The sequence below is a fragment of the Pseudohalioglobus sediminis genome, assembly GCF_008370495.1.
GTDB lineage: Bacteria > Pseudomonadota > Gammaproteobacteria > Pseudomonadales > Halieaceae > Halioglobus.
Genome location: NZ_VTUX01000008.1, coordinates 56,431 through 78,987, shown reverse-complemented (window position 1 = coordinate 78,987; position 22,557 = coordinate 56,431). Strand labels below are relative to the sequence as shown.

Here is a 22,557-nt window from a genome sequence, read left to right as displayed (position 1 = left end):
GCCCTGTCGGCGACAGGGTAGGCTGAACCGTTAAGCCGCTGGCGTCGTAAGATAGAACACGGCAGAAGACGCAATGTTAACGAACCAGAGACAACTTCATTACGATCGCCAGATCGCCACGTGGCTGTTGCTTTGTGCAGCAGTGATCTTCGGCATGATCATCCTCGGTGGCGTCACCCGGCTCACGGGCTCGGGCCTGTCCATGGTGGAGTGGAAACCGCTGATGGGCATCATTCCCCCGCTTTCCGAGGAGGCCTGGCTGGCTACCTTTGAGAAGTACCGGCAGTTTCCCGAATACCAGAAGGTCAATCGCGGTATGGACCTGGCTGGCTTCAAGTCCATCTTCATGTACGAGTACCTGCACCGGGTGCTGGGCCGCCTGATCGGCGTGCTGTACTTCGTGCCCATGGTGTACTTTGCCATGAAAGGCCGGGTACGTGCGGGGTTGATGCCCAGGCTGTGGATACTGTTTTTCATGGGCGGCTTCCAGGGCCTGCTGGGCTGGTACATGGTGAAAAGCGGCCTGGTGGACGATCCCCGTGTCAGCCAGTATCGGTTAACGGCGCACCTCGGTGTCGCAGTAGCGATTTATGGCTACATGCTGTGGCTTGCCTTTGGTTTGCTCTTCCCGGGCGGTAAGGGCACTCACCGTTTCGCCAATCTCGCCATGTGGGTGGCGGTGCTGGTTTACCTGATGATTCTCAGTGGCGGGCTGGTGGCGGGCACCCGGGCCGGTTACGCCTACAGTACCTGGCCGCTGATGGGCACCAGTTTCATTCCGCCGGGCCTGTATGAGATGTCACCGGCGTGGCTGGCGGCGTTCGAAGACATTACCACCATCCAGTTCAACCACCGTATTTTTGCCTACTTCCTGTTTGTGCTGGTGCACGTGTTTGCGCTGCTCAGCTGGCGCAAGGGCCTGGGGCCTCGGGGTACTGTCGCCATGCTGTTGCTGCTGGCGGCGCTCTGGTTGCAGGTGGTACTGGGCATCAGCACGCTGTTACTGCACGTGCCGGTCTGGCTGGCTGCCAGCCACCAGGGTGGCGCCGTGCTGTTGTTGACTGCGGGTGTCTACTGCGCGCACGTGTTGCGCCGGCAGGGTGGTTGAGCGGCCTGAGTTTCACGGCGGTTCAGGTAGGTTGAAAGCAAATGGCCCATCGCAGTGATGGGCCCCGGGGCAGCAGGCTTTTCCCTGAGAGATCAGAATCCCTGTTTGGCCCGGACTTCCTCTACCGAGGGACCGTCCACGGTGACATGTTCCCGCGACTTGACCTGGCCCGGCTGGATGTCATCGACGTTGGTCATGAACTGGCTGTACCACTTGCGCACCAGGTTGATCGGGCCGTCTCCGTCGCAGAGCAGCGGGTTGTCGATAATGCACTTGTTGTTCCACACCGCCACATCCTGATGGAAGGATTCGATGTTGCGCTCCATGTACTCCTGCACCATGGCCGCGTTCTGGGCCTTGGAGGCCTTCGGGTCTTTCTGCATCATGACCCCGAAGTTGATGATGAACTGGTTCATGTCCGTGGGGACGTGGCTCACCAGCAGGTGGACTTTCATCGGGTGACCATCCATCAGGCCGGTCATGGTGGTGGTCATGTAGGCCGGACCCTCATAGCGCGCGACCGACGTGATCAGCCCTTCGTCGCCCTCGGTGAGAATCTCGTGGCCTCCCACCATGTACTGCACAAACTGGTGACCTTCCATGGTGTTCTTGAACGATTTCACGCTGGAATAGTGAATCGGGCCGAAGTGCGCCATATCCGCCATGTTGTCTACCAGTTCGCGGCCCAGTGACTGGATGGGTATGGCTTCCATTTCCCAGTCGGTCCACTCCTCCGAGTACCAGTCATCCATGCGTTGTGGCTCCTGCTCCGAAATGGGCGGGTTGCCTTCCGGATCCTGCCACACAAAGATCAGGCCGTTCTTCTCCAGCACGGGCCAGGACTTGATGACAGCCTTGTCGGGTATCTTGTTGGCATAGGGGATGTCGTCACAGACGCCGTCGGCGCCCCAACTCCACAGGTGGAACGGGCAGATCACGGAATTGCCCTTCACCTCGCCGCCACAAAGGTCGCCGCCCATGTGCGGGCAGTAGGCGTCGAGAATATGCACTTCGCCGTCTTCCTTGCCGCGATAGGCCACCAGCTTGGTGCCGAATACGTTCAGCGCCCGCGGCTTGAGGTTCACGCTGTTGGTGGCACCAATCACGTACCAACCGCGCGCATAGCGTTCCTCGCGCTCATCCGCGCGAATCACATAAGGGTCTCGCTTCGCCCTGATGGCTTTCTCTGCTGCTGTCATATTCCGTCTCCGCTTCGCTTACAGTGCGTGTCTGCTCATTCTTGCCGGTTCTCATGGCACGGGCCATGGCCACCTGCGGCCATTCCCGGGCCACGTTGATCTGGGTCAAAGCGGGCGGTTCAAGGAGTAAAACCGCCCGCCTGTTCGCGCTAGAGGAAGAAGTCCTGGTTGTCTGCGCCCATCATCACCGCGCCGACGTTGCGGCCAAACTTGAACGGATTGTTGGCCACGTGCTGGCGCCCCGCGTTAATGTCCAGCCAGGCGCGGTTCAACGGGTGGTCGCGGAATATGCCCTGGGCGCCGCAGGCGTTGAACATCAGGTTGATCGCCTCGGTGCACTTGCGCGACACCAGTGCGGCGTCGAAGCGCATCTTGATGCGTTCCTCGATGTCGAGCTGGGTGCCAGTGCGTGCGGCCTCGACCATGCGATCGAAGTTGCGGAACATAATGGTCTGGCACTCGTCCACGGCGGTGATGCATTCGGCAAGCGCCATGCGCGCGTCCGGGTCCTGGGCGACCTTGTTGCCGTCGTTAAGTCCTACCCGTTCCTTGTTGACCTGCACATAACTGTCGATCACACCTTTGAGGCAGCCGATACTGGAGGAAGATACCGCGCGCACGAATATCTGGCCGAAGGGCAGGCGGAAGATGTAGTGATCATTGACCTCGTTGCCGGGGCTGTTGCACTCGAACCCGTGTATGGAGCGGTGTGTGCGGTACTCGGGGACGAAGGCGTCCTGCACCGTGATGTCGTGGCTGCCGGTTCCTTCCAGGCCGGAGACGTTCCAGTTCTCCACGATCTCGTAGTCACTGCGCGGTACCAGGAAGGTGCGGTAATCCGGCGCCTCTCCGGGGTTTTTCGGCGGTACCATGGCCCCGAGGAAGGCCCAGTCACAGTGTTTGGAGCCAGAGGAGAAGCCCCAGTGCCCGGACAGCCTGTAGCCGCCGTCGACATGTTCTACCTTGCCCACTGGCATGTATGACGAGGAAATCAGGGTGGAGTCGTCTTCACCCCAGACATCCTGTTGCGCGCGGTCGTCAAACAGCGCCAGCTGCCAGTTGTGTATGGCAACCACGCCCAGCACCCAGGCGGTAGACATGCAGCCCTCCGCCAGGATTATCTGTACCTTGAAAAACACTTCCGGGTCCATCTCGAAGCCGCCGTAGCGCGCTGGCTGCATGATGCGGAAAAAGCCCGCCTCCTGCATGGCCTGCACGGTCGCTTCGGGCAGGTGACCCAGTGCTGCAGTTTCTTCAGCGCGGTCGCGCAGTGTCGGTACCAGTTGCCGGGCTGACTGGTAGAGCTGTTCGGATTTAGTGATCTGGGGCGCATTCATTGGCTTGTCCTCGTTGCGTGTTATTGCTGTCAGGATTCACTATGGCGCTGCGCTGCTGCAGGCTCATACCTCATTTTGGCTAAACACGGCGGACGCCAAACCATGGCTTGATCTGGATCAAATCCGGACTGCAAAGACGGTATTCCCAGCTGTACCGGGGCGGTATAACAGGGCGCGAAAGGACAGGCGGGTGGGTGTCAGTCCACGGAACAGGCGCAGATACGGCTGATATGGCTTAGCGGCAACCCGGTCTCACTGTGCCAGGTATTGAACGCGTCCTGGGCCAACCTGAGTTCGCGCTGGCTGCTGGGGGTGTCGCTGATTTCCAGCCCCGCACGACGCAGGCAGCGGATGACATCACCGGTGAGGATAAACGTGTCCCTGCCCATGTTGCGCAGCACCCGTTGCCCGGTCATGCCGCCGAGGCGGCTGCCGTGTTTCTTCAGGTGCGTAAACAGGCCAATCAGGTCCTCCTGTGGCCAGCCGCTGACGAGGCGCCCGAAGCTGCCGTGCTCCCGGGAAACATCGCGGACGTACAGCGCGTTGTGTTGCACGCAGAGGACCTTTTGCCGGTTGCGCACGATGCGCGGGTTGCGGGCGATATTGTCAATCTGGTCCGGGCTCAGTAGCAGCACCTTTTCCGGAGCGAAGCCGAAAAAGATTTCTTCAAAATCATCCCACTTCTGGTTGATGACACGCCAGACGAAACCGGCCTGGAAGGTGCAGCGTGTCATCTCCGCCAGCCAGCGATCATCGCGGGTGGCGTTCAGGGCGCGGGCACTGCGAAAGTCCGGTAGCAGGCGCATCAGTGCTTTTTCGCCGCCCTTGCGCTCGCAGGCGCGCTCATATATCAATTCGAATTTTTCCATGGGCGACAGTGTAGTGCAGCCGGCCCGCCCAGTGTAGGGTCGCGGGATGCCAGCGCGCCAGTTGGCTGCTATGCTTGCCCTGCCAGATACCAGCCAGAGTCGCACCATGCCAGATCCCAACCAGGTAACCGAGCCAGCACCCGTTGCCGAGCCAAGCGTTGAGCAGGCCATCGCCGAAGTGATGCCGATCAATGAGGACACCCTGTTCATCCTGCAGCTCTTTGACCAGATGGATGCTACCGCGCCCTTGCTGCGACTGACCATTGCCGCGGTGATCATCGGCGTCTCACTGCTTCTGCTGCTGCTGACGCGGTTCTACGTCAAGCGGCGGCTTAAGCGCATGGAAGAGACGCCGGAAGAACGTTACAAGGCGCTGCGCCTGCAGGCGCAGGACCTGCTGTCCTCGGCGGACATGAAGAACCTGTGGATGGGGGTCTGGACCTGGGTTGGCCGGCTGCTATCGCTGCTGTTTATACTCTCCGCCATCAACGGCCTGTTGTTGACATCGGGTTGGACCCTGCGCCTGGCCGCGGGCATGATCAACGCCTTCGTCGATGCGGTGGTGTACATCTGGCACGGGTTTGTGCAGTACCTGCCGAACCTGGTGACGATTATCGTCATCATTATCGTCGCGCGCTTCATGATTCGAACATTGGGCCTGATCTTCGACGGTATCCGTACGCGCCGCATTTACCTCAAGAACTTCTACCCCGAGTGGGCCGATACCAGTTTCGGCATTATCAAGTTGCTGGTTTACGCACTCACGGCGGTGATTATTTTTCCCTATCTTCCCGGCTCCAGTTCACCGGCCTTCCAGGGAATTTCCATCTTCGTCGGGGTATTGGTATCCCTGGGTTCAACCACGGCGGTTGCCAACGTGATCGCCGGTATCGTGCTTACCTATACGCGTGCTTTCAGCGTCGGGGACCAGGTGGAAGTGGCCGACACGCGCGGCAGGGTAGTGGAACGCAGCACTTTCGTGACCCGTATCCAGACGCTGAAAAACGTCATCGTGTCCATACCCAACTCGATGGTGCTGACCAACAACATCATCAACTACAGCAAGAACATGGGCCAGCGCGGTTTGCTGGTGCACACCAGTGTGACCATTGGCTATGACGTGCCCTGGCAAACCGTCAATGCACTGTTGATCGCGGCGGCGATAAAAACCGAACACATTGCCGAGACACCGGAGCCGTTCGTGCTGCAAACCTCGCTGGACGACAACTACGTCAGTTACGAGATCAACGGCTGGACGCGCACTCCGGAGGAGTTGCCGCGCATCTACTCCAACCTGCACGCCAATATTCTCGACGAATTCCACGGCCACCAGGTGGAAATTACCTCGCCGCACTATCGCGCAGTGCGCGATGGCAACGCCAGCACGGTGGCGGATGTCCTGCCGCGCGAAGCACCTGATACGGAAGAGAAACCCGCCTGAGCGTCGTCCTGGTCGGGAAGCGGGCAATCGCGCAGGGCCTGCGCGGCCAGGTTACTGCTTGAGCCGGTAAGCCAGCAGCACATTACCGGGCAGTTGCCCGAACATCGAGTAGCCCGACTGCACGTAGAGCCAGTCCCCGGCCAGCACCTGGCCATCCACATCGATGGCGCCACCATGCCCTTCCACCCCGTTCACCGTTGCAAACGGCCTGGCGGTTTCCGTCTGCCACAGCAATTCGCCGGTGGCCACGTCGTAGGCGCGCAGGATGCCGTTCAGGGCACCGCTGAAGACTACTTCCCGGGTGGCCGTGGCTGCTGCCGACAGGCCATAGAAGAAGGAACAGGCATATTGCTCCTCCAGCGGTCGGTCCTTGCCCTCGCGCATGTTTTGCAGGCCCACCAGGGGTTTGTCTTCATCGGCGAGGTAGCAGCCGCGTTCGACGCCCTGGAACCACAGTACCTCGCCGCTGCGCGCGTGCAGTGCGTGGATGCCGGGTCGGGGATCATAGCCCGGGCGGCGTCGCTCCGGGTCTGCCGCCGGCACCAGCAGGGTCTCCCCGGCCAGGGCCATACCCCAGTGAATACCGCCGTTAGTGGTGGTCTGGTGCAGGTCCGGGCCGATGGCGGCGTTGCTCACGCGGGCCTTCCACAGCAGTTTGCCGTCCATATCCAGGGCCATGGCATCCCCTGACTTCTGGCCCACCAGCAGCAGCTCGCTGCCGTCCTGCAATTGCGCATGAATCACCGAGGCGCCGATGTCAAAGTCGCCCCCGGCGTTTTCCGGGCAGTTGGCGCCGCCGCTGAGGCAGGCGGCGTTCCAGACATCATTCGCGGTGGCCTGGTAGGACCAGATCTGCTCGCCGGTATCGAGGTCGAGGGCGATGACCGCGTCCGAGGTATCCGTTGCCGGGTGTGACAGGTTTTCCCCGGTGCCGACGTAGAGCCGGTTGCGCCCGGCGTCGATAGTCGGGGTGCTCCATACGGACACGCCCGATGGCCCGAACATGGGCTTGCCATCGCGGTCCACGCCCTGCTCGGTGGCGTCGGCTGTGGCATGCCATTCCCACAGGCGATCGCCGTCACCTGCGTCCAGCGCGATCACGCCGCCGTGGGATTTACAGCAGACATGCTGTGGGTTGCCCGCTGCGGCGACCTCGTAAGAGGAGACCGGTACGTAGAGACGACCGGCGTGGTAACTCACCGAGCCGGTAATGGTGGAGGTATCAAACAGGCGCACATCCGCTTTCCACTGGATATCCAGAGTGACGGGGTCAACCGCATAGACGAAGGCCATGGAGTCGGCAAATACCAGCAGCGGTTCTCCGCTGCCGTCCTCGGCCACGGTGATGGCAGAACGTATGCCGCTGGCCACCTTGGTATGGGCCTGGATACAGCCCTGCTTGCGGTCGATGGCGTAGAGCCTGCCGGTCTTGTCGCCGAAATACAGGGTGTCGCCCAGGATGGCCGGCTGTGAGCGCATATCGGTGACCTTGGGGAAGGCCAGGGCCCAGGCCAGTTCCAGGGTGCCGACATTGTCGCGGGTAATGTTGCTTTGCGCGGGGGCGACGAAGCGCGAGTTGGCGGCATCCAGGCCCCAGTTGCGCACATAGCCGGTGGTGGTGTCGGCCGGCGGCGCGCTGCAGGTACTGTCGGCCAGCCACTCGTATTGGCCGCTGTCGGAACCGGTGAGATAAATGGAAATCAGGCCTTTTTCGATCTTGCTCAGGTGCGCCGCCATGGGCTGCATCTTGCCGAAAGTCAGCGCCACCATGACCGAGTCGAGGGAGAATCCGGACAGCGCCTGCCGCGTGGGGGCGTGCATCTGCGGGTTGTCGTGGCAACTGGCGCAGTGCTCGTCGAACAGGCGCTCGCCAAAAAAGGCCAGCGGCAGTTTGTCTGAATGCTGCAGGGCGATGCCCTCAAGGGTCTTCATTGGTGACTCCTGCAGCGCCAGCCAGGCACCCGCGCCGAGCACCAGCAGCAGGAGAACGAGCAGTACCTTCTTCATGATATCCGTCTCACTGTGAGTCCAGGGCAAAGGCGTACAGGTAGTCACCCTGCGGGCGGTCAAACATGGCATGCCCGCCGGCGTTGACCACCACGTACTGGCGGCCCTGGTAGATGTAGGTCATGGGCGTGGCCGCGGCATCCATCGGCAGGGTGTGGCGCCACAATACCTCGCCACTTTCCGTATCGAAGGCGCGGAACTGCCGGTCCATGGTGGCCCCGATAAAGAACAGGCCGCCAGCCGTGGCGATGCCCCCGCCCAGGTTGGGTGTGCCCCAGTTGATGTGGAAAGGCAGCGGAAATGGCCCCAGTTCGTGTATCGAGCCCAGGGGCTGCTCCCACAGTATGCTGCCCCTGACCAGGTCCACGGCAACCAGCTTGCCCCAGGGCGGAGGGCTGCAGGGAATACCCAGCGGGGAGACCAGGGTGCCGACCTCCACGTCATAGGGCGTGCCCTGCATGGGCACGCGCATGCGCTGGCCAGCGGTAGGATGGTCGCGCGCATCGCGTGCGCCGCTGCGGTTGTCGGCGGGAATCAGCCTGCCGGTGAACGGAGCCGTGTTGACGTTCAGTATCAGTACACCGGATTGCCCCAGGATGGCGCCGCCTCCCCAGTTGGCGCCGCCGAGGCTGCCGGGCAGCATCAGCGTCAGCTTCTCGCTGAGGGGTGTGAACAGGCCGAGGTTGTCCAGTTCGTCCAGCTGTCGCGCGCAGTCGCCGCGGTCCCAGGGGGTCAGGCCCCAGGCCTGTTGTGGCATCAGGAAAGAGTCCAGCAGCTGTGGCGGGGCGATGGGTTTGGGCTGGGTGGGCGACGCGATTTCACCTGGCACCTGTGACGGGGGCACCGGCTGTTCGGTAATCTCCCACAGTGACTCCCCGGTGCGACGATCGAGCACGAATACGAAGCCCTGTTTGGTGGGCTGCGCCAGCGCGGGCACGCTGTCGCCGTGCTTGTTCCAGTCGAACAGGATGGGCTGCGCCGGTGTGTCGTAGTCCCACAGGTCGTGACGCACGTGCTGGAAATGCCAGCGCACCGCACCGCTGGCCAGGTCCAGGGCGACCACGCTGTTGGCGTAGCGGTTGGTGCCGGGGCGGTTTACGCCGTAGTAATCGGGGGAGGGTGCGCTGGTGGGCAGGTAGACCAGCCCCAGGGACTCGTCCACTGACATGGGCGCCCACACGTTGGCGCCGCCACTGCCCGCGTGCCCCTCGAGCGGGTCGAATTGCCAGCGCAACTCGCCGCTCAGGCTGTCGTAGGCCTGCACCGTCCCGCGCGGTGCCCTGGCGTAGTGGAAATCCACCACCGTGGAGCCGGTGATCACCAGGCCGGATGCGGCCAGCGGTGCTGAAGAGTTGCTGATCATGTCGGCCGGCTGCCCGTGACCGTGCAGCGTCACCTGGCCGTTGTCGCCAAAGTCTGCGCACGCTTCACCGGTCAGCGCGTCGACGGCCAGCAGGCGCCGATCATGGGTATTGGTGAACAGGCGATGCCGGCACGGGGCGCCCGCATCGACGCGCAGCTCCTCGTGGTAAGTGACACCGCGGCAGCGGAAGGGGCGCTCGCCCTCCAGTTTGATTCCGGGATCGTGGCTCCAGCGTTGCGCCCCGGTGCCCGGGTCCAGGGCGATAATGCGGTTGAAGGGCGTGCAATAGACCAGGGATTCCCCCGCTGCCGCCGGCAGCAGAATGGGCGTGGCCTGGGCGGAGGTGTTTTCCATCCACGCCGGCAGCTTCTCGCTGTCTCCGCTGCGGTGGACCCAGGCCACCTGCAGCTGCGCCACATTTTCGCGCGTGATCTGCTGCGCCGCCGAATAGTGGCGTCCACCCGGGTCGCCACCGTAGTGCTGCCAGTCCTGCGCCGCTGCTGATGCGGCGCACAGCGATGCGCACAACAAGAGGATCTGCCGCATCGTTATTACTCTTCCAGTGGCGTGATGCGCAGCAGGGTGGGTGTCGCGCCTTCAGATTGCCAGGTCGGGAAGTGGGAGTTGCTGGTGTAGATGGCGCCATCTTCCTCGGAGATCTCGATATCGCGGGTAAAAAAGCGCTGCCTGGGCATCGGGTAGACCTTCCAGCTCTCCGTGGCGATGTCGAAGCCGAGGATGGTGTCTGACTGGTTGCCGTTGACCCACACCACGCCGCGGTCGCGGTCCACGTTCAGAGCGTAGGGCAGTTCGTTTATCACCGGCAGTTCGTAGCGGGTAAACGCCTTCTCCCGCGGGTCGTATTTCACCAGCAGGCCGTTCTGGAAAGCGACCACCCAGATGTTGCCATCGGCGTCGGCGCGCAGGCGCCGGGGGCCTTCATAGGGAAAGTCGATCATGGTGATCTCGCCACTGTCCGGGTCGATGTGCGCCAGGTCGTTGGCATACAGCCTGGCGACCCACACACTGCCGTCCGGCGCGACATCGATACCGTAGGGCATGGGCAGCCCGGTAGACTCGCGATTCGGTGAGGGGGTGGGGCGATTTTCCGGGTCGATGCTGAAAATCAGCGGCAGGCTTTTCAATACCATCCACTCCCTGAAACCACGGGCCGGCAGGTCATAGAGCGTGAATTCGCCGGTGCTGCGATCAAACATGGCCACCTGGGAGGACAGGGCCAGGGTGAACCAGACGCGATCCTGGTCGTCGGTGCGGATGGTGTGCGGGTAGTAGCCCCCGGGCATGTCGTGAATGATGAACTCCTTTTTCTCTACATCGAATTCGAGCAGGGCCTGCTGCATGGAAGGCGTGATGAAAATATTGCCGTCCTTTTTCGAGTAGGCGAAGGAGTGCACGCCCATATAGTTGTACATCTTCGGGAACACGGTAAAGCGATTGCCGAGAATGCCGCCGAGTTCGGCATCCTCGTAGTGCGGCACCTTGTACACGGTGTACTCGCCGGTTTCGGTATCGATTTCGTAGATACGGTCAAACAGGTTGTCGCCCACGTAGACCATGCCATTGGGGTGGAGCAGGAAATCGTGCATCTGCGAAAAGCCGTCACCGATGGGCCATTCGGTCATCTCTACCTCAGAGAGGTGCGCCTCCCACTTGCGGGGGGCGGGCACGCGCTCGGGGTGTTCGCGCAGTTCCCGGTATTCCCGCTGCAGGATCTTCGACACTGGCTCGATATCGTCTTCCGGCAGGCGGGCGCCATAGGTGTTCATGCGCTCCATGATGCTGACCCACTGGTCGATGGTGCGCTCGTTGCGCATGAAGGGAGAAGCCTGCTGGTGGCAGAAAGCGCAATTGAGCTGGAAGGTGTGCTTGAGCGCCTCGTCGCCGTCGAAGTCCACCTGCGACAGCCACACGTTCGAGGGGTAGCTGGCGTAGAGCTGGGTCTGGTTCATTGGCGCAAGTGCCACAGACTCTGGCGCCTCATTGAACCACGCGTCCTGGTAGCCCTGCGCGCGCACCCGGTAACTGAATTTGCCCTCGGCGATGATATCCGCCTTGCCTTCGGCGTCGGTGAAGCGGGTCACGGTGACCGCGGACACGTTGGTCACCCCGTGGGGGGCATAGCCGTCGTCACTCAGGTCTGCTGCCGGCACCTCCACCGGGGTGCGGGTTACCATTGCCTGGGCCAATGGCTTGCCCTGCGCATCGGTCACCTGTATCTCGGCGGCGAAAACGGGGGCGGTAAACAGCAAAACGGACAGTGCTAGCAGGCGCATTGCAGAGACTCCTGTGAAAAAAGGCGGCACGGTACCACAAAATAAGGGCTGTTCCGTGTGCAAAATACGCAAAGCGGGATTCAGCCTGTCAGTCGATTATAGTCGCTGAGCAGCTGGCGTGTGCGTGGCGCCAGGTCCTCGGGTACCTGCTGCCACTGGAAGCGCCAGTGCCAGTTGCCCTCGGTGGTGCCCGGTGTGTTCATGCGGTGCCGGCCGTCAAGCCCGAGCAGGTCCTGCCAGGGTACGATGGCGGTGGCGGCGGGTGAGGCCATGGCCCTGTCGATCATCGCCCAGGGCATGTCGTCGGGCTGGCACTCGAAGTAGCGGCAAACATGCTCGCGGGTGGCCTCGTCCAGGCTCTGGAACCAGCCCAGGCTGGTGTCGTTGTCGTGGGTGCCGGTGTACACCACGTCGTTTTCCTCGTGGCGGTGCAGCAGGTAGGGGTTCTCCGGGTTGCCGTCAAAGGCGAACTGCAGGATCAGCATGCCCGGCAGTTGGAATTGCTCGCGCAGCGCCTCCACCTCGGGGCTGATGATGCCGAGGTTTTCCGCTACCAGTCGCAGCCGCGGGCAGTGTTCGCGTACCAGGCCAAGCAGTTCCCTGCCGGGGCTGTGCACCCAACGGCCGCCGATGGCGCTGGTGGCGCCAGCAGGTATCTCCCAGTAGGCCTCCAGTGCCCTGAAGTGATCGATGCGCACGATGTCGAACATGCGCGCGGCCGAGGTGAAGCGCTTCAGCCACCAGTCAAAATGGTGTGCCAGCATGTACTGCCAGTTGTATTGCGGGTTGCCCCACAGCTGGCCCTCGGCGGAAAAATAGTCGGGCGGCACCCCGGTCACCGTTAACGGCTGCCCGTTGTCGTCAAGGTCGAATTGTTTCTGGTGGGCCCAGACGTCAGCGCTCTCCAGGTGCACGTATATCGGCATGTCGCCGAACAGCAGCACGCCGCGCTCGTTGGCGTACTGCTTCAACTCCAGCCACTGCCGGTGAAAGATGAACTGGCGGAAGCGCAGCTTGCTGAGCTGGTCTGCCAGCTCCATCGCGCGCCTGGCGCAGGCCTCGGGTTCGCAGTTGCGCAGCCCCGCTTCCCAGGTGCTCCAGGGTTGGCGACCGGCGGCGTCGCGAAAACCCTGGAAGCGGACATAGTCTTCCAGCCAGAATGCCGACTCGGTAGTGAAGTCACTGTAGGCGCGGGTGAGTTCCGACTGGGTAGCGTTGAACAGCTGCTCGAAGAACACGACGGCGGCCTGGTCAAGGGCCGTGCGTTTGGCCTGCGGGTCGAGCCTGCCCGCCGCAGCCTGCGCCGGCTCCAGCAGGTCGCGCTCGACCAGCCAGTCGAGGTTGATCAGGTCGGGATTGCCGGCATGCACGGACGAGGACTGGTAGGGGCAGCCGTCGTCATGGGTGGGCCCCAGTGGCAGCATTTGCCAGATCGACAGGCCGGCTGCGGCCAGGAAGTCGACGAAGCGGCGTGCCTCGGCGCCGAAGTCACCGCCATAGGCGCTGCCGGGCAGGCTGGTGGGATGCAGCAGCACACCCGCCCTGCGGGCGGTGAAGGGCGGCATTATGCGGTGTCCTGATCGTGGTGGCGCATGACACCGCCGCGGCTGGGCTGGCCACCGCCGCGGGAGATGACCTCGGACAGGTTGCCCGGGGCCTCCACGCCCAGCAGGTAGTAAAGATGCGCGAGGTGCATGCGATACAGCTGGTCAAACTGGCTGACGGTGGGCCCCGGGTTGTAGTCGCCGAACCACCAGAACCAGTCAGAGCCCTCGCAGATCGCCAGTTGCCTGGTGGCATCGCGCAGTTGCTCCTGCCCGAGGCTGCCGGATGCCACTACCTCATCGAAGCAGTGCTTGGCGTCCACCAGCAGGTCCCAGGCCCGGTTCTTTTCGGGTGCGCCGATCCAGGTGGAAAAAGTGCCATATACCCAGCTCCCGGCTACCAGCTTTTCTTCATGCGACGGCTGCGGTTTGGATGTGGAGATAAAATCTGCGACCGTGGTCAGTTCCAGTTTCGGGTTGTCCAGCAGCGCCCGGTAGAGGTGGTCGAGGAAGTACCAGGCATTTTCCGGGTAGTACTCCCAGGCGTTTTCACCGTCGAGGATGATGGTGATCATGCAGTCGTCACGATCCTGGCAAAGCTCGGCGATATGCTCCATGTGGCCGGTAAGATTGGCGACGGCGTCCTCTGAGTGCCAGTCCGAATAGGTGAAACCGATCAGGTCGGATAGCCCGTCATCGCGAAACACGCAGTCGATGTCGGCATCGCCGAAACGGTAAACGCGGTGGCTGCAGGAGTGGTTCTCGGCCTGGTGGCTGTTATTGAGCACGGCAGCGCCGCTGGCCGCCCAGGTGAAGCCGGCCTCCGCAAACAGCTCCAGCGCCGCCTGGCTGACACCGCCCTCTGATGGCCAGATGCCCGCCGGACGCGTGCTGAAAACGCGCTCGAAGGTGGCCAGACCCTGCTGCAGGTGCCAGCGAGCGCGTTCTTCCCCGCCGGGGTAGGTGGTATTGATGGGCAGGTGCGCATCGGGCATCGCCTCGCGCGCGCTTTCCATATCCAGCAGCAAGGGCACGATGGGGTGCGCGTAGGGGCTCATGGTCAGTTCGACCTGGCCCGACCTGGCCAGTGCGCGATAGCGTGGGATCACTGATTGCATCAGTTCCAGCAGTACGTGCAGCAATTCGCGACGCTCGTGGATGGTGTAGTTGTAGCCCTTGTCCTGCAGTGCCTGCACGCGCGGGTCCTGGCGCCGCGCCGACTCCGCGACCCAGGCCAGGTGGTACCACACCAGCAGGTCCGCCAGGAACTGGTTGGAGGCATAAATCAGTGACTCCGGATGGGCCTGGTAATACTGCGCCAGGTCGGCGAGCCGGTGATAGGGCGCGAAGCGCTCGATCATATGCTCGCGGTTGGCCTGCAGGCAGCGCTTCATCAGCTCCAGTCGTGAATCCGGGTCCCCGGGCAGGGCCGGTTCTACCAGGTTCGCCAGCAGGGCGTCCTTGATCGCTCCTCGCCCGTTGAAGAACGCATTCACCTGGGCCACGTAGGCCTCGATCTGCTCGAGCAGTATGGGCGCGAAATTGACCACTGCCCTGGCCCGGGGCAGGGCCTCCAGGTGGGCAGCCATGTCCACGTAATCCTTGACCGCATGCAGGTAGGTCCAGGGCAGCTGGAATGTGCCGGTACCCATGTTGCGGTACTCCGGCTGGTGCATATGCCAGCACAGTGCGACTTTCATGGGCTTGTCAGAGGGCATGGTGCACCCTCTGTCCCAGCATTTCCGGCGTCACCAGCACCACGCCACCTTCGGATACGTGGAAGCGCCGCGCGTCTTCTTCCGGGTCCAGCCCGATCCGGGTGTCCGGTGGAATCACGCAGCGTTTGTCGATCACGGCCTTGCGAATGTGGCAGTTGCGACCGATTTCCACGTCGGGGAAGATTACCGCATCCTCTACCTTGCAATAGGAGTGGATGCGCACATTGGAAAACAGCATCGAGTGGCGCACCGAGGAGCCGGATACGATGCAGCCACCGGCGATCATGGAGTCCACGGCCATGCCGCGGCGCCCCTCGTCATCAAAGATGAATTTCGCCGGCGGGACCTGGTCCTGGTAGGTCCAGATCGGCCAGCGCCGGTCATAGAGGTTCAATTCCGGGCTGATACCGATAAGCTCCAGGTTGGCGGACCAGAAAGCGTCTACAGTGCCCACGTCCCGCCAGTAGGCTGGCCCGCCGGTGCTGGTGTTGCGAAACGGGAAGGCGCGGACATGGCGCTGCTTGATAATGCAGGGAATGATGTCGTTGCCGAAGTCGCGGCTGGAGCCGTCGGTATTGGCATCGCGGATCAATTCATCGATCAGGGCGTCCCTGCTGAATACATAGATGCCCATGGACGCCAGCGCCTTGTCAGGCTGACCGGGCATGGCCGGCGGCTGCGCGGGTTTTTCGGCGAACTCGACGATGCGGCCATCTTCGTCGATTGCCATGACGCCGAAGGCGGAGGCCTCTTCCAGTGGTACCTCGATGCAGCCTACGGTGACGTCGGCGCCACTTTCGACGTGCGCCGCCAGCATGGTGCCGTAGTCCATCTTGTAGATGTGGTCGCCAGCGAGTATCAGCACGTACTCCGGATTGTGGGCGCGGATGATATCGATGTTCTGGTAGATGGCGTCCGCGGTGCCCTCATACCAGGAGGTTTCCATGCGCTGCTGCGCCGGCACCAGTTCCACGAACTCGCCCAGTTCGCCGCGCATGAAACCCCAGCCGCGCTGGATATGCTGGTTCAGGCTGTGTGACTTGTACTGGGTGAGGATACCTACCCGCCGAATCCCCGAGTTGACGCAATTGGACAGCGGGAAGTCGATGATGCGGAATTTGCCACCAAAGGGCACCGCGGGCTTGGCTCGCCACTGGGTGAGTTGCTTGAGTCGCGACCCACGACCGCCGGCCAGCACCATGGCCAGGGTGTTGCGGGTGATGCGGCTCACGTAACGTACAGAATCAGGATTATTCATTGCGCCTTCATTGAACTGTTTTGTAGTTAGCGTAAAGTGACTTTATGAGGTTACTGTTACATTGTGGTCAATGAACCGGGAATTGTCCCGTTTTCCCACTTGATTCAGATCAGTACATAATTATTTGCGACAGTGAAGAAGAGGCGCACAATCAGCGACGCGGCACGCCGGCTCCTGGCCGGCCACCATCACGACCCTTTTGACGTGCTCGGCTGCCATCGCCGCGGCAGGACATGGCACATCAAGGCATTATTGCCCGGTGCCGCCGCGGTGGAGGTTGTCACCGGGGATGCCCGCCTGCCCATGGAGCGCACCCCCGAGACCGACCTGTTCTCCATCAGTATCGATTGCAAGGCGGAGCCGGCCTACCGCCTGCGCTGCCACGGCGGTGACGGTAACTGGCGTGAGTTCGAGGATCCCTACCGCTTCGGGACGCTGATTGGCGATCTCGATCTGCACCTGTTTGCCGAAGGCCGGCACCAACATCTCTACCGTATTCTCGGCGCCCACTGCTGCCGGCATGAAGGGGTTACCGGGGTGCGCTTCGCCACCTGGGCGCCCAATGCCACGCGCGTTAGCGTGGTGGGTGACTTCAATGGCTGGCATGGCCTGGCCCACCCGATGCGGGTGCGTGGCGGCAGCGGTGTCTGGGAGCTGTTCATCCCCGGGCTGGCGGCGGGCAGCAATTACAAATTCGAGGTTCGCGATCAACAGGGTGCCCTGCATCTCAAGGCCGACCCCTACGGTAACGCCTTCGAGCTGCGGCCGGCCACCGCCTCGGTGGTACAGGCGCCCAGTGAGTTCACCTGGTCGGATGCTGACTGGCTGCAGCGCCGTGCCCACTGGGACTGGCAACGGGCGCCGGTTTCCGTCTATGAATTGCAGCTGGCCTCATGGCGGCGCGCAGCAACCGGTGAGGTACTGAATTACCGGGAGATCGCCCCGGCGCTGGCGGACTACGTCACTGACATGGGCTTTACCCATGTGGAACTGCTGCCCATTACCGAGTTCCCGCTGGACGAGTCATGGGGCTACCAGCCCACGGGCTACTTTGCCCCCACCTCCCGTTTCGGTGCCCCCGATGATTTTCGTTACTTCGTGGATTACCTGCACAGCCGCAATATCGGCGTCATACTGGACTGGGTGCCGGCCCACTTCCCCCGGGATGCCCACGGCCTGGCGCGTTTTGACGGCACGGCACTGTACGAGCACGCCGATCCCCGGCGCGGCGAGCATGCCGACTGGGGCACACTCATCTTCAACTATGGCCGCAACGAGGTGCGTAACTTCCTGCTCGCCAGTGCCAGCTTCTGGCTTGAGGAGTTTCACCTGGACGGCCTGCGGGTGGATGCGGTGGCGTCCATGCTGTACCTGGATTATTCCCGCGAGGAGGGCGAGTGGGCGCCCAACGAACACGGTGGCAATGAAAACCTGGAGGCGATTGCATTCCTGCGCGAGCTGAATACGCTCACTCACGGCGCCCATCCCGGCACTCTTACCATCGCCGAGGAATCCACCGCCTGGCCGCAGGTGACGCGGCCGACCTGGGTCGGCGGGCTGGGTTTTTCCATGAAGTGGAACATGGGCTGGATGCACGACTCACTGAACTACATGGCCATGGAGCCCATTTATCGCCACTACCATCACGACAAGCTGACCTTTGGCCTGATGTATGCCTTCAGCGAGAACTTCATGCTGCCGTTCTCCCACGACGAGGTAGTGCACGGCAAGCGCTCCCTGCTGGGACGCATGCCCGGAGACGACTGGCAGCGTTTCGCCAACCTGCGCCTGCTCTACACCTATATGTTCACCTATCCGGGAACCAAGCTGCTGTTCATGGGCTGCGAACTGGCCGATCCGCTGGAGTGGCGTCATGCCGAACAGCTCAACTGGGCCCTGGCGGAGCAGCCGGCGCACGCAGGGGTGCAGCACCTGGTGCGCGACCTCAACCAGTTGTATCGCAGGCACGGGCCGCTGCACGGCCAGAATTTCACCGCCCAGGGCTTCGAATGGATCGATTGCAACGATGCCACACAATCCGTGCTGGCCTACCTGCGTCGCGACGGTGAGCGCTTCCTGGTGGTGGTGCTCAACTTTACCCCGGTAGTGCGCGCAGATTACCGTGTCGGTGTGCCGGAGCAGGGCGTCTATCGCGAGGTGTTCAATTCCGATTCACACTTTTACGGTGGCAGTAATGTCAGCAACGGCACACACATTGCCGGCGAGGCCAGCAGCTGGATGGGGCGCCCGGCGTCACTGGTGCTGACCTTGCCACCGCTGGCAGGTATCGTGCTGCAATGGGAGCCCGCTGGTGAGTGAGCGCGCCGCGCAGCGCAGTCGCCTGCTGTTCGTGGCCAGTGAGGTGTACCCGCTGGTCAAGACCGGCGGTCTCGCGGATGTGGCCGGGAGCCTGCCCACGGTACTGGCGGACATGGGGCTGGATGTGCGCATCCTCGTCCCCGGCTACGGCGATGTCCTGGATAAAGTCGATGATGCCGTCGAGATCGGCAGCTTTGCCTGTGCCGGCGATGAGGTCACGCTGCTGGAAACCGCACTGCCGGGCAGCGGCGTCAGGACCTGGCTGTTGCAGCATCCCCTGTTCAGCGCGCGCGCCGGTAATCCCTACCACGACGCCGCGGGGCAACCCTGGGCCGATAACGCCCAGCGTTTCATGTTGCTGTCCCGTGCCGCCGCCGCTATTGCCTGCGGCGATACCGCCCTCGGCTGGCAGGCGGAGGTGCTGCATTGCAATGACTGGCACACCGGCCCGGCCATTGCCCTGGCACACGAGCGCACGCCGCGCCCGCGCACGGTGTTCACTATCCACAACCTGGCGCATATGGGCATGTTTGATCGCGCCACTTTCGAGCGCCTGCAGCTGCCGGCGCATTTCTGGTCGGGTGAGGGTATGGAGTTTTACGACCAGCTCTGTTTTATCAAGGGCGGGCTCAGCTATGCTGACTGGATTACCACGGTGAGCCCGACCTACGCCCGGGAGATCTGCGAGAGCCCCGGCGGGATGGGCCTGGAAGGCCTGTTGCATCATCGCAGGGAACAGCTGGTCGGCATCCTCAATGGCATCGACGAGGCGGTGTGGAATCCGGCCACCGACCCGCTGCTGGAGCAGAATTATGACAGCGAGCGTCTCGACCTGAAGCAGCGCAACAAGGCGTCCCTGCTGCGTGAGCTGGGCCTCGACGATGCGGCTGACATACCCCTGTTTGGCTTTGTCGGCCGGCTGGCCGAGCAGAAAGGTGTCGAACTGTTGCTGCCCCTGCTTGACGAGTTGCTGCAGACACCGGCCCAGCTGGTCATGCTTGGCACCGGCGATGCCCGGCTGGAGCAGGCGCTGGCGCAGCTGGCGGCGCGGCATCCTGGCCGCGCCGCGGTCATTTTGGCCTACAATGAAAGCTTGGCGCATCGCATCGAAGCCGCGGCGGACGTGTTCCTGATGCCGTCGCTGTTCGAACCCTGCGGCCTGAACCAGATGTACAGCCTGCGTTACGGAACCCTGCCGCTGGTCAGGGCAGTGGGCGGCCTGGCTGATACCGTGACCCATGCCAGCGAGGCCAACCTTGCCGCCGGCACGGCGACCGGTTTCGTGTTCGAACAGCCTGATTCACAAGCGCTGCGCTCGGTTTTGCAACAGGCCCTGTCGCTGTGGCCCGACCGTGCAGCCTGGCGTCGCATGCAGCGCACCGCCATGGCGCAGGACTTTTCCTGGCAGCGCAGCGCGCGCAATTACCTGGCCCTGTACGGGCTGGAAGAGACAGTGGAGTAAGTATGCCCGGTACACGTTTTCCCCTTGAAATACAGCCGCGGATACCCGCGCAACTGCAGCGGCTAAGCGAAGTCGCCAATGACCTGGTCTACAGTTGGGACCGATCCATTCGCTCGCTTTACCACCGCCTGGACAAGGAACTCTGGGACGCCTGCGGTCACAACCCGAAAATGTTTCTGCGCCGGGTGGCGCAGGAGCGCCTCGATGATGCCGTCGCCGATCGTTCGTTCATGGAGGACTACCGTCGCGTCATGGCCGCCTACGACTCCTATCGCGAGCACCGGGTACACCCGGAACTGGCGGAGGTGTTCGACCCGGAGGAGGACCTGATTGCCTATTTCTGCCTGGAATTCGGTTTTCACGAGAGTTTCCCGATCTATTCCGGCGGCCTGGGCATCCTCGCCGGTGACCATTGCAAGGCGGCCAGTGACCTGGGGCTGCCATTTGTCGCCGTCGGTCTGCTGTACCAGGCCGGCTACTTCACCCAGACCATTGACGGCCATGGCCACCAGCAGGTCTCCTACACCCGCTCGCATCCGCATGACCTGCCGGTAGTGCCGGCGCTGACTGCATCGGGTCAGCACCTCACCCTGGATATCGAGTTTCCGGGGCGCACCATCAAGACCCAGGTCTGGACGGCCCAGGCGGGTCATATCAAGCTCTACCTGCTCGACACCAACGTGCCGGCGAACAGCGAGGAAGACCGCCGTATCACCAACCAGCTCTACGGCGGTGATCGCGAAATGCGACTGCAACAGGAACTGGTACTGGGAGTGGGTGGTGTGCGCGCCCTGCGCGACCTGGGCCTGCGGCCGACGGTGTGGCACATCAACGAGGGCCACGCGGCCTTCCAGTTGCTGGAGCGCTGCGCCTACCGCATGCACGAGGGCCTGGACTTTGCCAGTGCCATGGAACTGGTGGCGGCGGGTACCGTGTTCACCACGCATACGCCGGTACCCGCCGGTCACGATATCTTTGAGCATCAGCTGGTGGCAAAGTACCTGCAGCCGATGTCGTCGGCCCTGGGGCTGGACTTCGAGAAGCTGTATGCCCTGGGCCTGAATTCCGGTGACGGATTCAATATGACCAGCCTGGCACTGCGCTGTACGCGTTTCCACAACGGGGTCAGTCGCATTCACGGTGGCGTTGCCTCGGAGATGGAGCAGGGCATCTGGCCCCAGGTGCCCCATGCGGAGAACCCGATTCGCTACGTGACCAATGGTGTGCACCTGCAGACTTTCCTGGCGCGGGAATGGACCAGTCTGTTCGACCTGCGCCTGGATGACTGGCGCAACGAGTTGCTGAACGATGAGTACTGGGAGCGCTTGGAAGAAATCCCTGATTATCACTACTGGAGCGTGCACAAGGCGCTGAAGCAGCAATTATTGCAGCGTGTGCGCGAGGTGCTGTCGGCGCAACATGAGCGCAACGGCACCAGCGATGCCGTGGTGAAACGGATGATTCGCCCGCTGGACGACGAGGACGCCGACATCCTGGTGATGGGCTTCGCACGCCGTTTCGCCACCTACAAGCGCGCGGGAATGCTGTTCGAGAACCCGCAGCGGCTGTCGCGGATTCTCAATGATCCCGAGCGCCCGGCGGTTATCGTGTTTGCCGGCAAGGCCCACCCCAATGACCACCCCGGGCAGCAGTTGATCAAGATGATTCATGACTACTCGGTGCACCCGGACTTCATCGGTAAGATCTTCCTGCTGGAAGGCTACGATATGGCACTGGCGCGGGCGATGGTTTCCGGGGTGGATGTGTGGCTGAACACGCCGGAATACCCGCTTGAAGCCAGCGGTACTTCAGGGCAGAAGGCGGGCCTCAATGGTGCGGTAAATCTCAGTGTGCTGGATGGCTGGTGGGATGAGGGCTACACCGGCGACAACGGCTGGGGTATCACGCCGCGCGACGAGCACTTCGAACACGACCAGCGCCAGCACGAGGAAGCCAGCGACCTGCTTAATATCATCGAGCACGAAGTGATTCCCAAGTACTACCAGCGCGATGGTTCCGGGTATTCCCACCAGTGGGTGGCGCTGTCCAAGGCGTCGATGAAGTCCACGATCCCGCGGTTCAATGCACAGCGCATGCTGCGCGACTATGTGCGTGATTTTTACGCGCCGGCGCGCAATCAACGGCGCAAGCTGGAGGCGGACGATGCCGCGCTGGCGCGCCAATTGGCGTCCTGGAAACAGCGGGTGCGCGAGGCCTGGCCGGGTGTGAGTATGGAGCTGCTGGTGCAGCCTTCTGCGCACCTGTTTCACGATGAAAAAATCATGTTGCGCGTGAATGCGCACCTCAACGGCCTCGGTGCCGGGGACGTCAAACTGGAATGCCTGCTTGGCCGCGAGCGCCCGGACGGCGAGCTGGATGTGCAGCAGACCGCGGCACTGTCAGCAATGGGTGAAGACAACGGTACCGTGCTGTTCGGCATCGACCTGGATGCCGACCTGGCGGGCCTGCAATACTACAAATTGCGTATGTATCCCTTCAACGACGCCCAGAGTCACCCGTTTGAAATGGGCGCGATGATCTGGATCTAGCCCTGTACCGGGCTGGGTAGAGGTAACGGTACAGGCGAATAACACAGCGCTGGCCGCGTTATTCGCCTGCGAGGTGCCCGGGAAGAGAA

General features: G+C 62.5%; 14 protein-coding genes. 5 read left to right on the top strand and 9 right to left on the bottom strand.

Annotation, left to right across the window (positions count from 1 at the left end; all coding sequences use genetic code 11):
- Nucleotides 1-73: 73 nt before the first annotated feature.
- Nucleotides 74-1,108 (top strand): COX15/CtaA family protein, encoded by a 1,035-nt coding sequence (locus tag F0M18_RS15950; protein ID WP_149612466.1) that lies wholly within the window; start codon nucleotides 74-76, stop codon nucleotides 1,106-1,108.
- A 92-nt stretch (nucleotides 1,109-1,200) separates the two neighbouring features.
- On the opposite strand, the gene F0M18_RS15945 is transcribed toward F0M18_RS15950, so the two are convergent.
- The 3 genes from F0M18_RS15945 to F0M18_RS15935 all read right to left on the bottom strand — a co-directional run bounded on the left by F0M18_RS15945 (nucleotide 1,201) and on the right by F0M18_RS15935 (nucleotide 4,513).
- Complete coding sequence (locus tag F0M18_RS15945; protein WP_149612465.1) at nucleotides 1,201-2,307, bottom strand: Rieske 2Fe-2S domain-containing protein; 1,107 nt, start codon at nucleotides 2,305-2,307, stop codon at nucleotides 1,201-1,203.
- Between the two features lie 149 nt (nucleotides 2,308-2,456).
- Nucleotides 2,457-3,644, bottom strand: coding sequence for a flavin-dependent monooxygenase (locus tag F0M18_RS15940; RefSeq protein WP_149612464.1), 1,188 nt, complete (start codon nucleotides 3,642-3,644; stop codon nucleotides 2,457-2,459).
- Nucleotides 3,645-3,841: 197 nt separating this feature from the next.
- Nucleotides 3,842-4,513 carry a DNA-3-methyladenine glycosylase I gene (locus tag F0M18_RS15935; RefSeq protein ID WP_149612463.1) on the bottom strand — a complete coding sequence of 224 codons (672 nt, stop codon included), beginning with the start codon at nucleotides 4,511-4,513 and terminating at the stop codon, nucleotides 3,842-3,844.
- 106 nt (nucleotides 4,514-4,619) lie between these two features.
- Between F0M18_RS15935 and F0M18_RS15930 the strand changes: the two genes are divergently transcribed.
- On the top strand, nucleotides 4,620-5,954 hold the full coding sequence (locus F0M18_RS15930; protein WP_188109760.1) for a mechanosensitive ion channel family protein: 1,335 nt from the start codon (nucleotides 4,620-4,622) through the stop codon (nucleotides 5,952-5,954).
- A gap of 51 nt (nucleotides 5,955-6,005) precedes the next feature.
- Here the strand turns inward: F0M18_RS15930 and F0M18_RS15925 are convergent, their stop codons facing one another.
- The 6 genes from F0M18_RS15925 to glgC all read right to left on the bottom strand — a co-directional run bounded on the left by F0M18_RS15925 (nucleotide 6,006) and on the right by glgC (nucleotide 16,138).
- Nucleotides 6,006-7,961, bottom strand: coding sequence for an outer membrane protein assembly factor BamB family protein (locus F0M18_RS15925; RefSeq protein WP_149612461.1), 1,956 nt, complete (start codon nucleotides 7,959-7,961; stop codon nucleotides 6,006-6,008).
- A gap of 10 nt (nucleotides 7,962-7,971) precedes the next feature.
- Complete coding sequence (locus F0M18_RS15920) at nucleotides 7,972-9,870, bottom strand: pyrroloquinoline quinone-dependent dehydrogenase (protein WP_149612460.1); 1,899 nt, start codon at nucleotides 9,868-9,870, stop codon at nucleotides 7,972-7,974.
- Nucleotides 9,871-9,875: 5 nt separating this feature from the next.
- Complete coding sequence (locus F0M18_RS15915) at nucleotides 9,876-11,618, bottom strand: Vgb family protein (protein ID WP_188109759.1); 1,743 nt, start codon at nucleotides 11,616-11,618, stop codon at nucleotides 9,876-9,878.
- Nucleotides 11,619-11,698: 80 nt separating this feature from the next.
- A complete protein-coding gene (gene malQ / locus F0M18_RS15910; RefSeq protein ID WP_149612459.1) occupies nucleotides 11,699-13,183 on the bottom strand; it encodes a 4-alpha-glucanotransferase in 1,485 nt (494 codons plus the stop codon).
- Nucleotides 13,183-14,880 (bottom strand): glycoside hydrolase family 57 protein, encoded by a 1,698-nt coding sequence (locus F0M18_RS15905; RefSeq protein WP_149612458.1) that lies wholly within the window; start codon nucleotides 14,878-14,880, stop codon nucleotides 13,183-13,185. Before F0M18_RS15905 ends, malQ begins: the two co-directional genes overlap by 1 nt.
- Complete coding sequence (glgC, locus tag F0M18_RS15900) at nucleotides 14,870-16,138, bottom strand: glucose-1-phosphate adenylyltransferase (protein ID WP_149612457.1); 1,269 nt, start codon at nucleotides 16,136-16,138, stop codon at nucleotides 14,870-14,872. Before glgC ends, F0M18_RS15905 begins: the two co-directional genes overlap by 11 nt.
- Before the next feature lie 132 nt (nucleotides 16,139-16,270).
- Between glgC and glgB the strand changes: the two genes are divergently transcribed.
- Genes glgB through glgP form a run of 3 tightly spaced genes read left to right on the top strand, consistent with a single transcriptional unit; the run spans nucleotide 16,271 to nucleotide 22,468 of the window.
- A complete protein-coding gene (gene glgB / locus F0M18_RS15895) occupies nucleotides 16,271-18,457 on the top strand; it encodes a 1,4-alpha-glucan branching protein GlgB (protein WP_149612456.1) in 2,187 nt (728 codons plus the stop codon).
- A complete protein-coding gene (gene glgA, locus F0M18_RS15890) occupies nucleotides 18,450-19,919 on the top strand; it encodes a glycogen synthase GlgA (RefSeq protein WP_149612455.1) in 1,470 nt (489 codons plus the stop codon). Before glgB ends, glgA begins: the two co-directional genes overlap by 8 nt.
- Nucleotides 19,920-19,921: 2 nt before the next feature.
- Nucleotides 19,922-22,468 carry an alpha-glucan family phosphorylase gene (glgP, locus tag F0M18_RS15885; protein WP_149612454.1) on the top strand — a complete coding sequence of 849 codons (2,547 nt, stop codon included), beginning with the start codon at nucleotides 19,922-19,924 and terminating at the stop codon, nucleotides 22,466-22,468.
- Nucleotides 22,469-22,557: the final 89 nt, after the last annotated feature.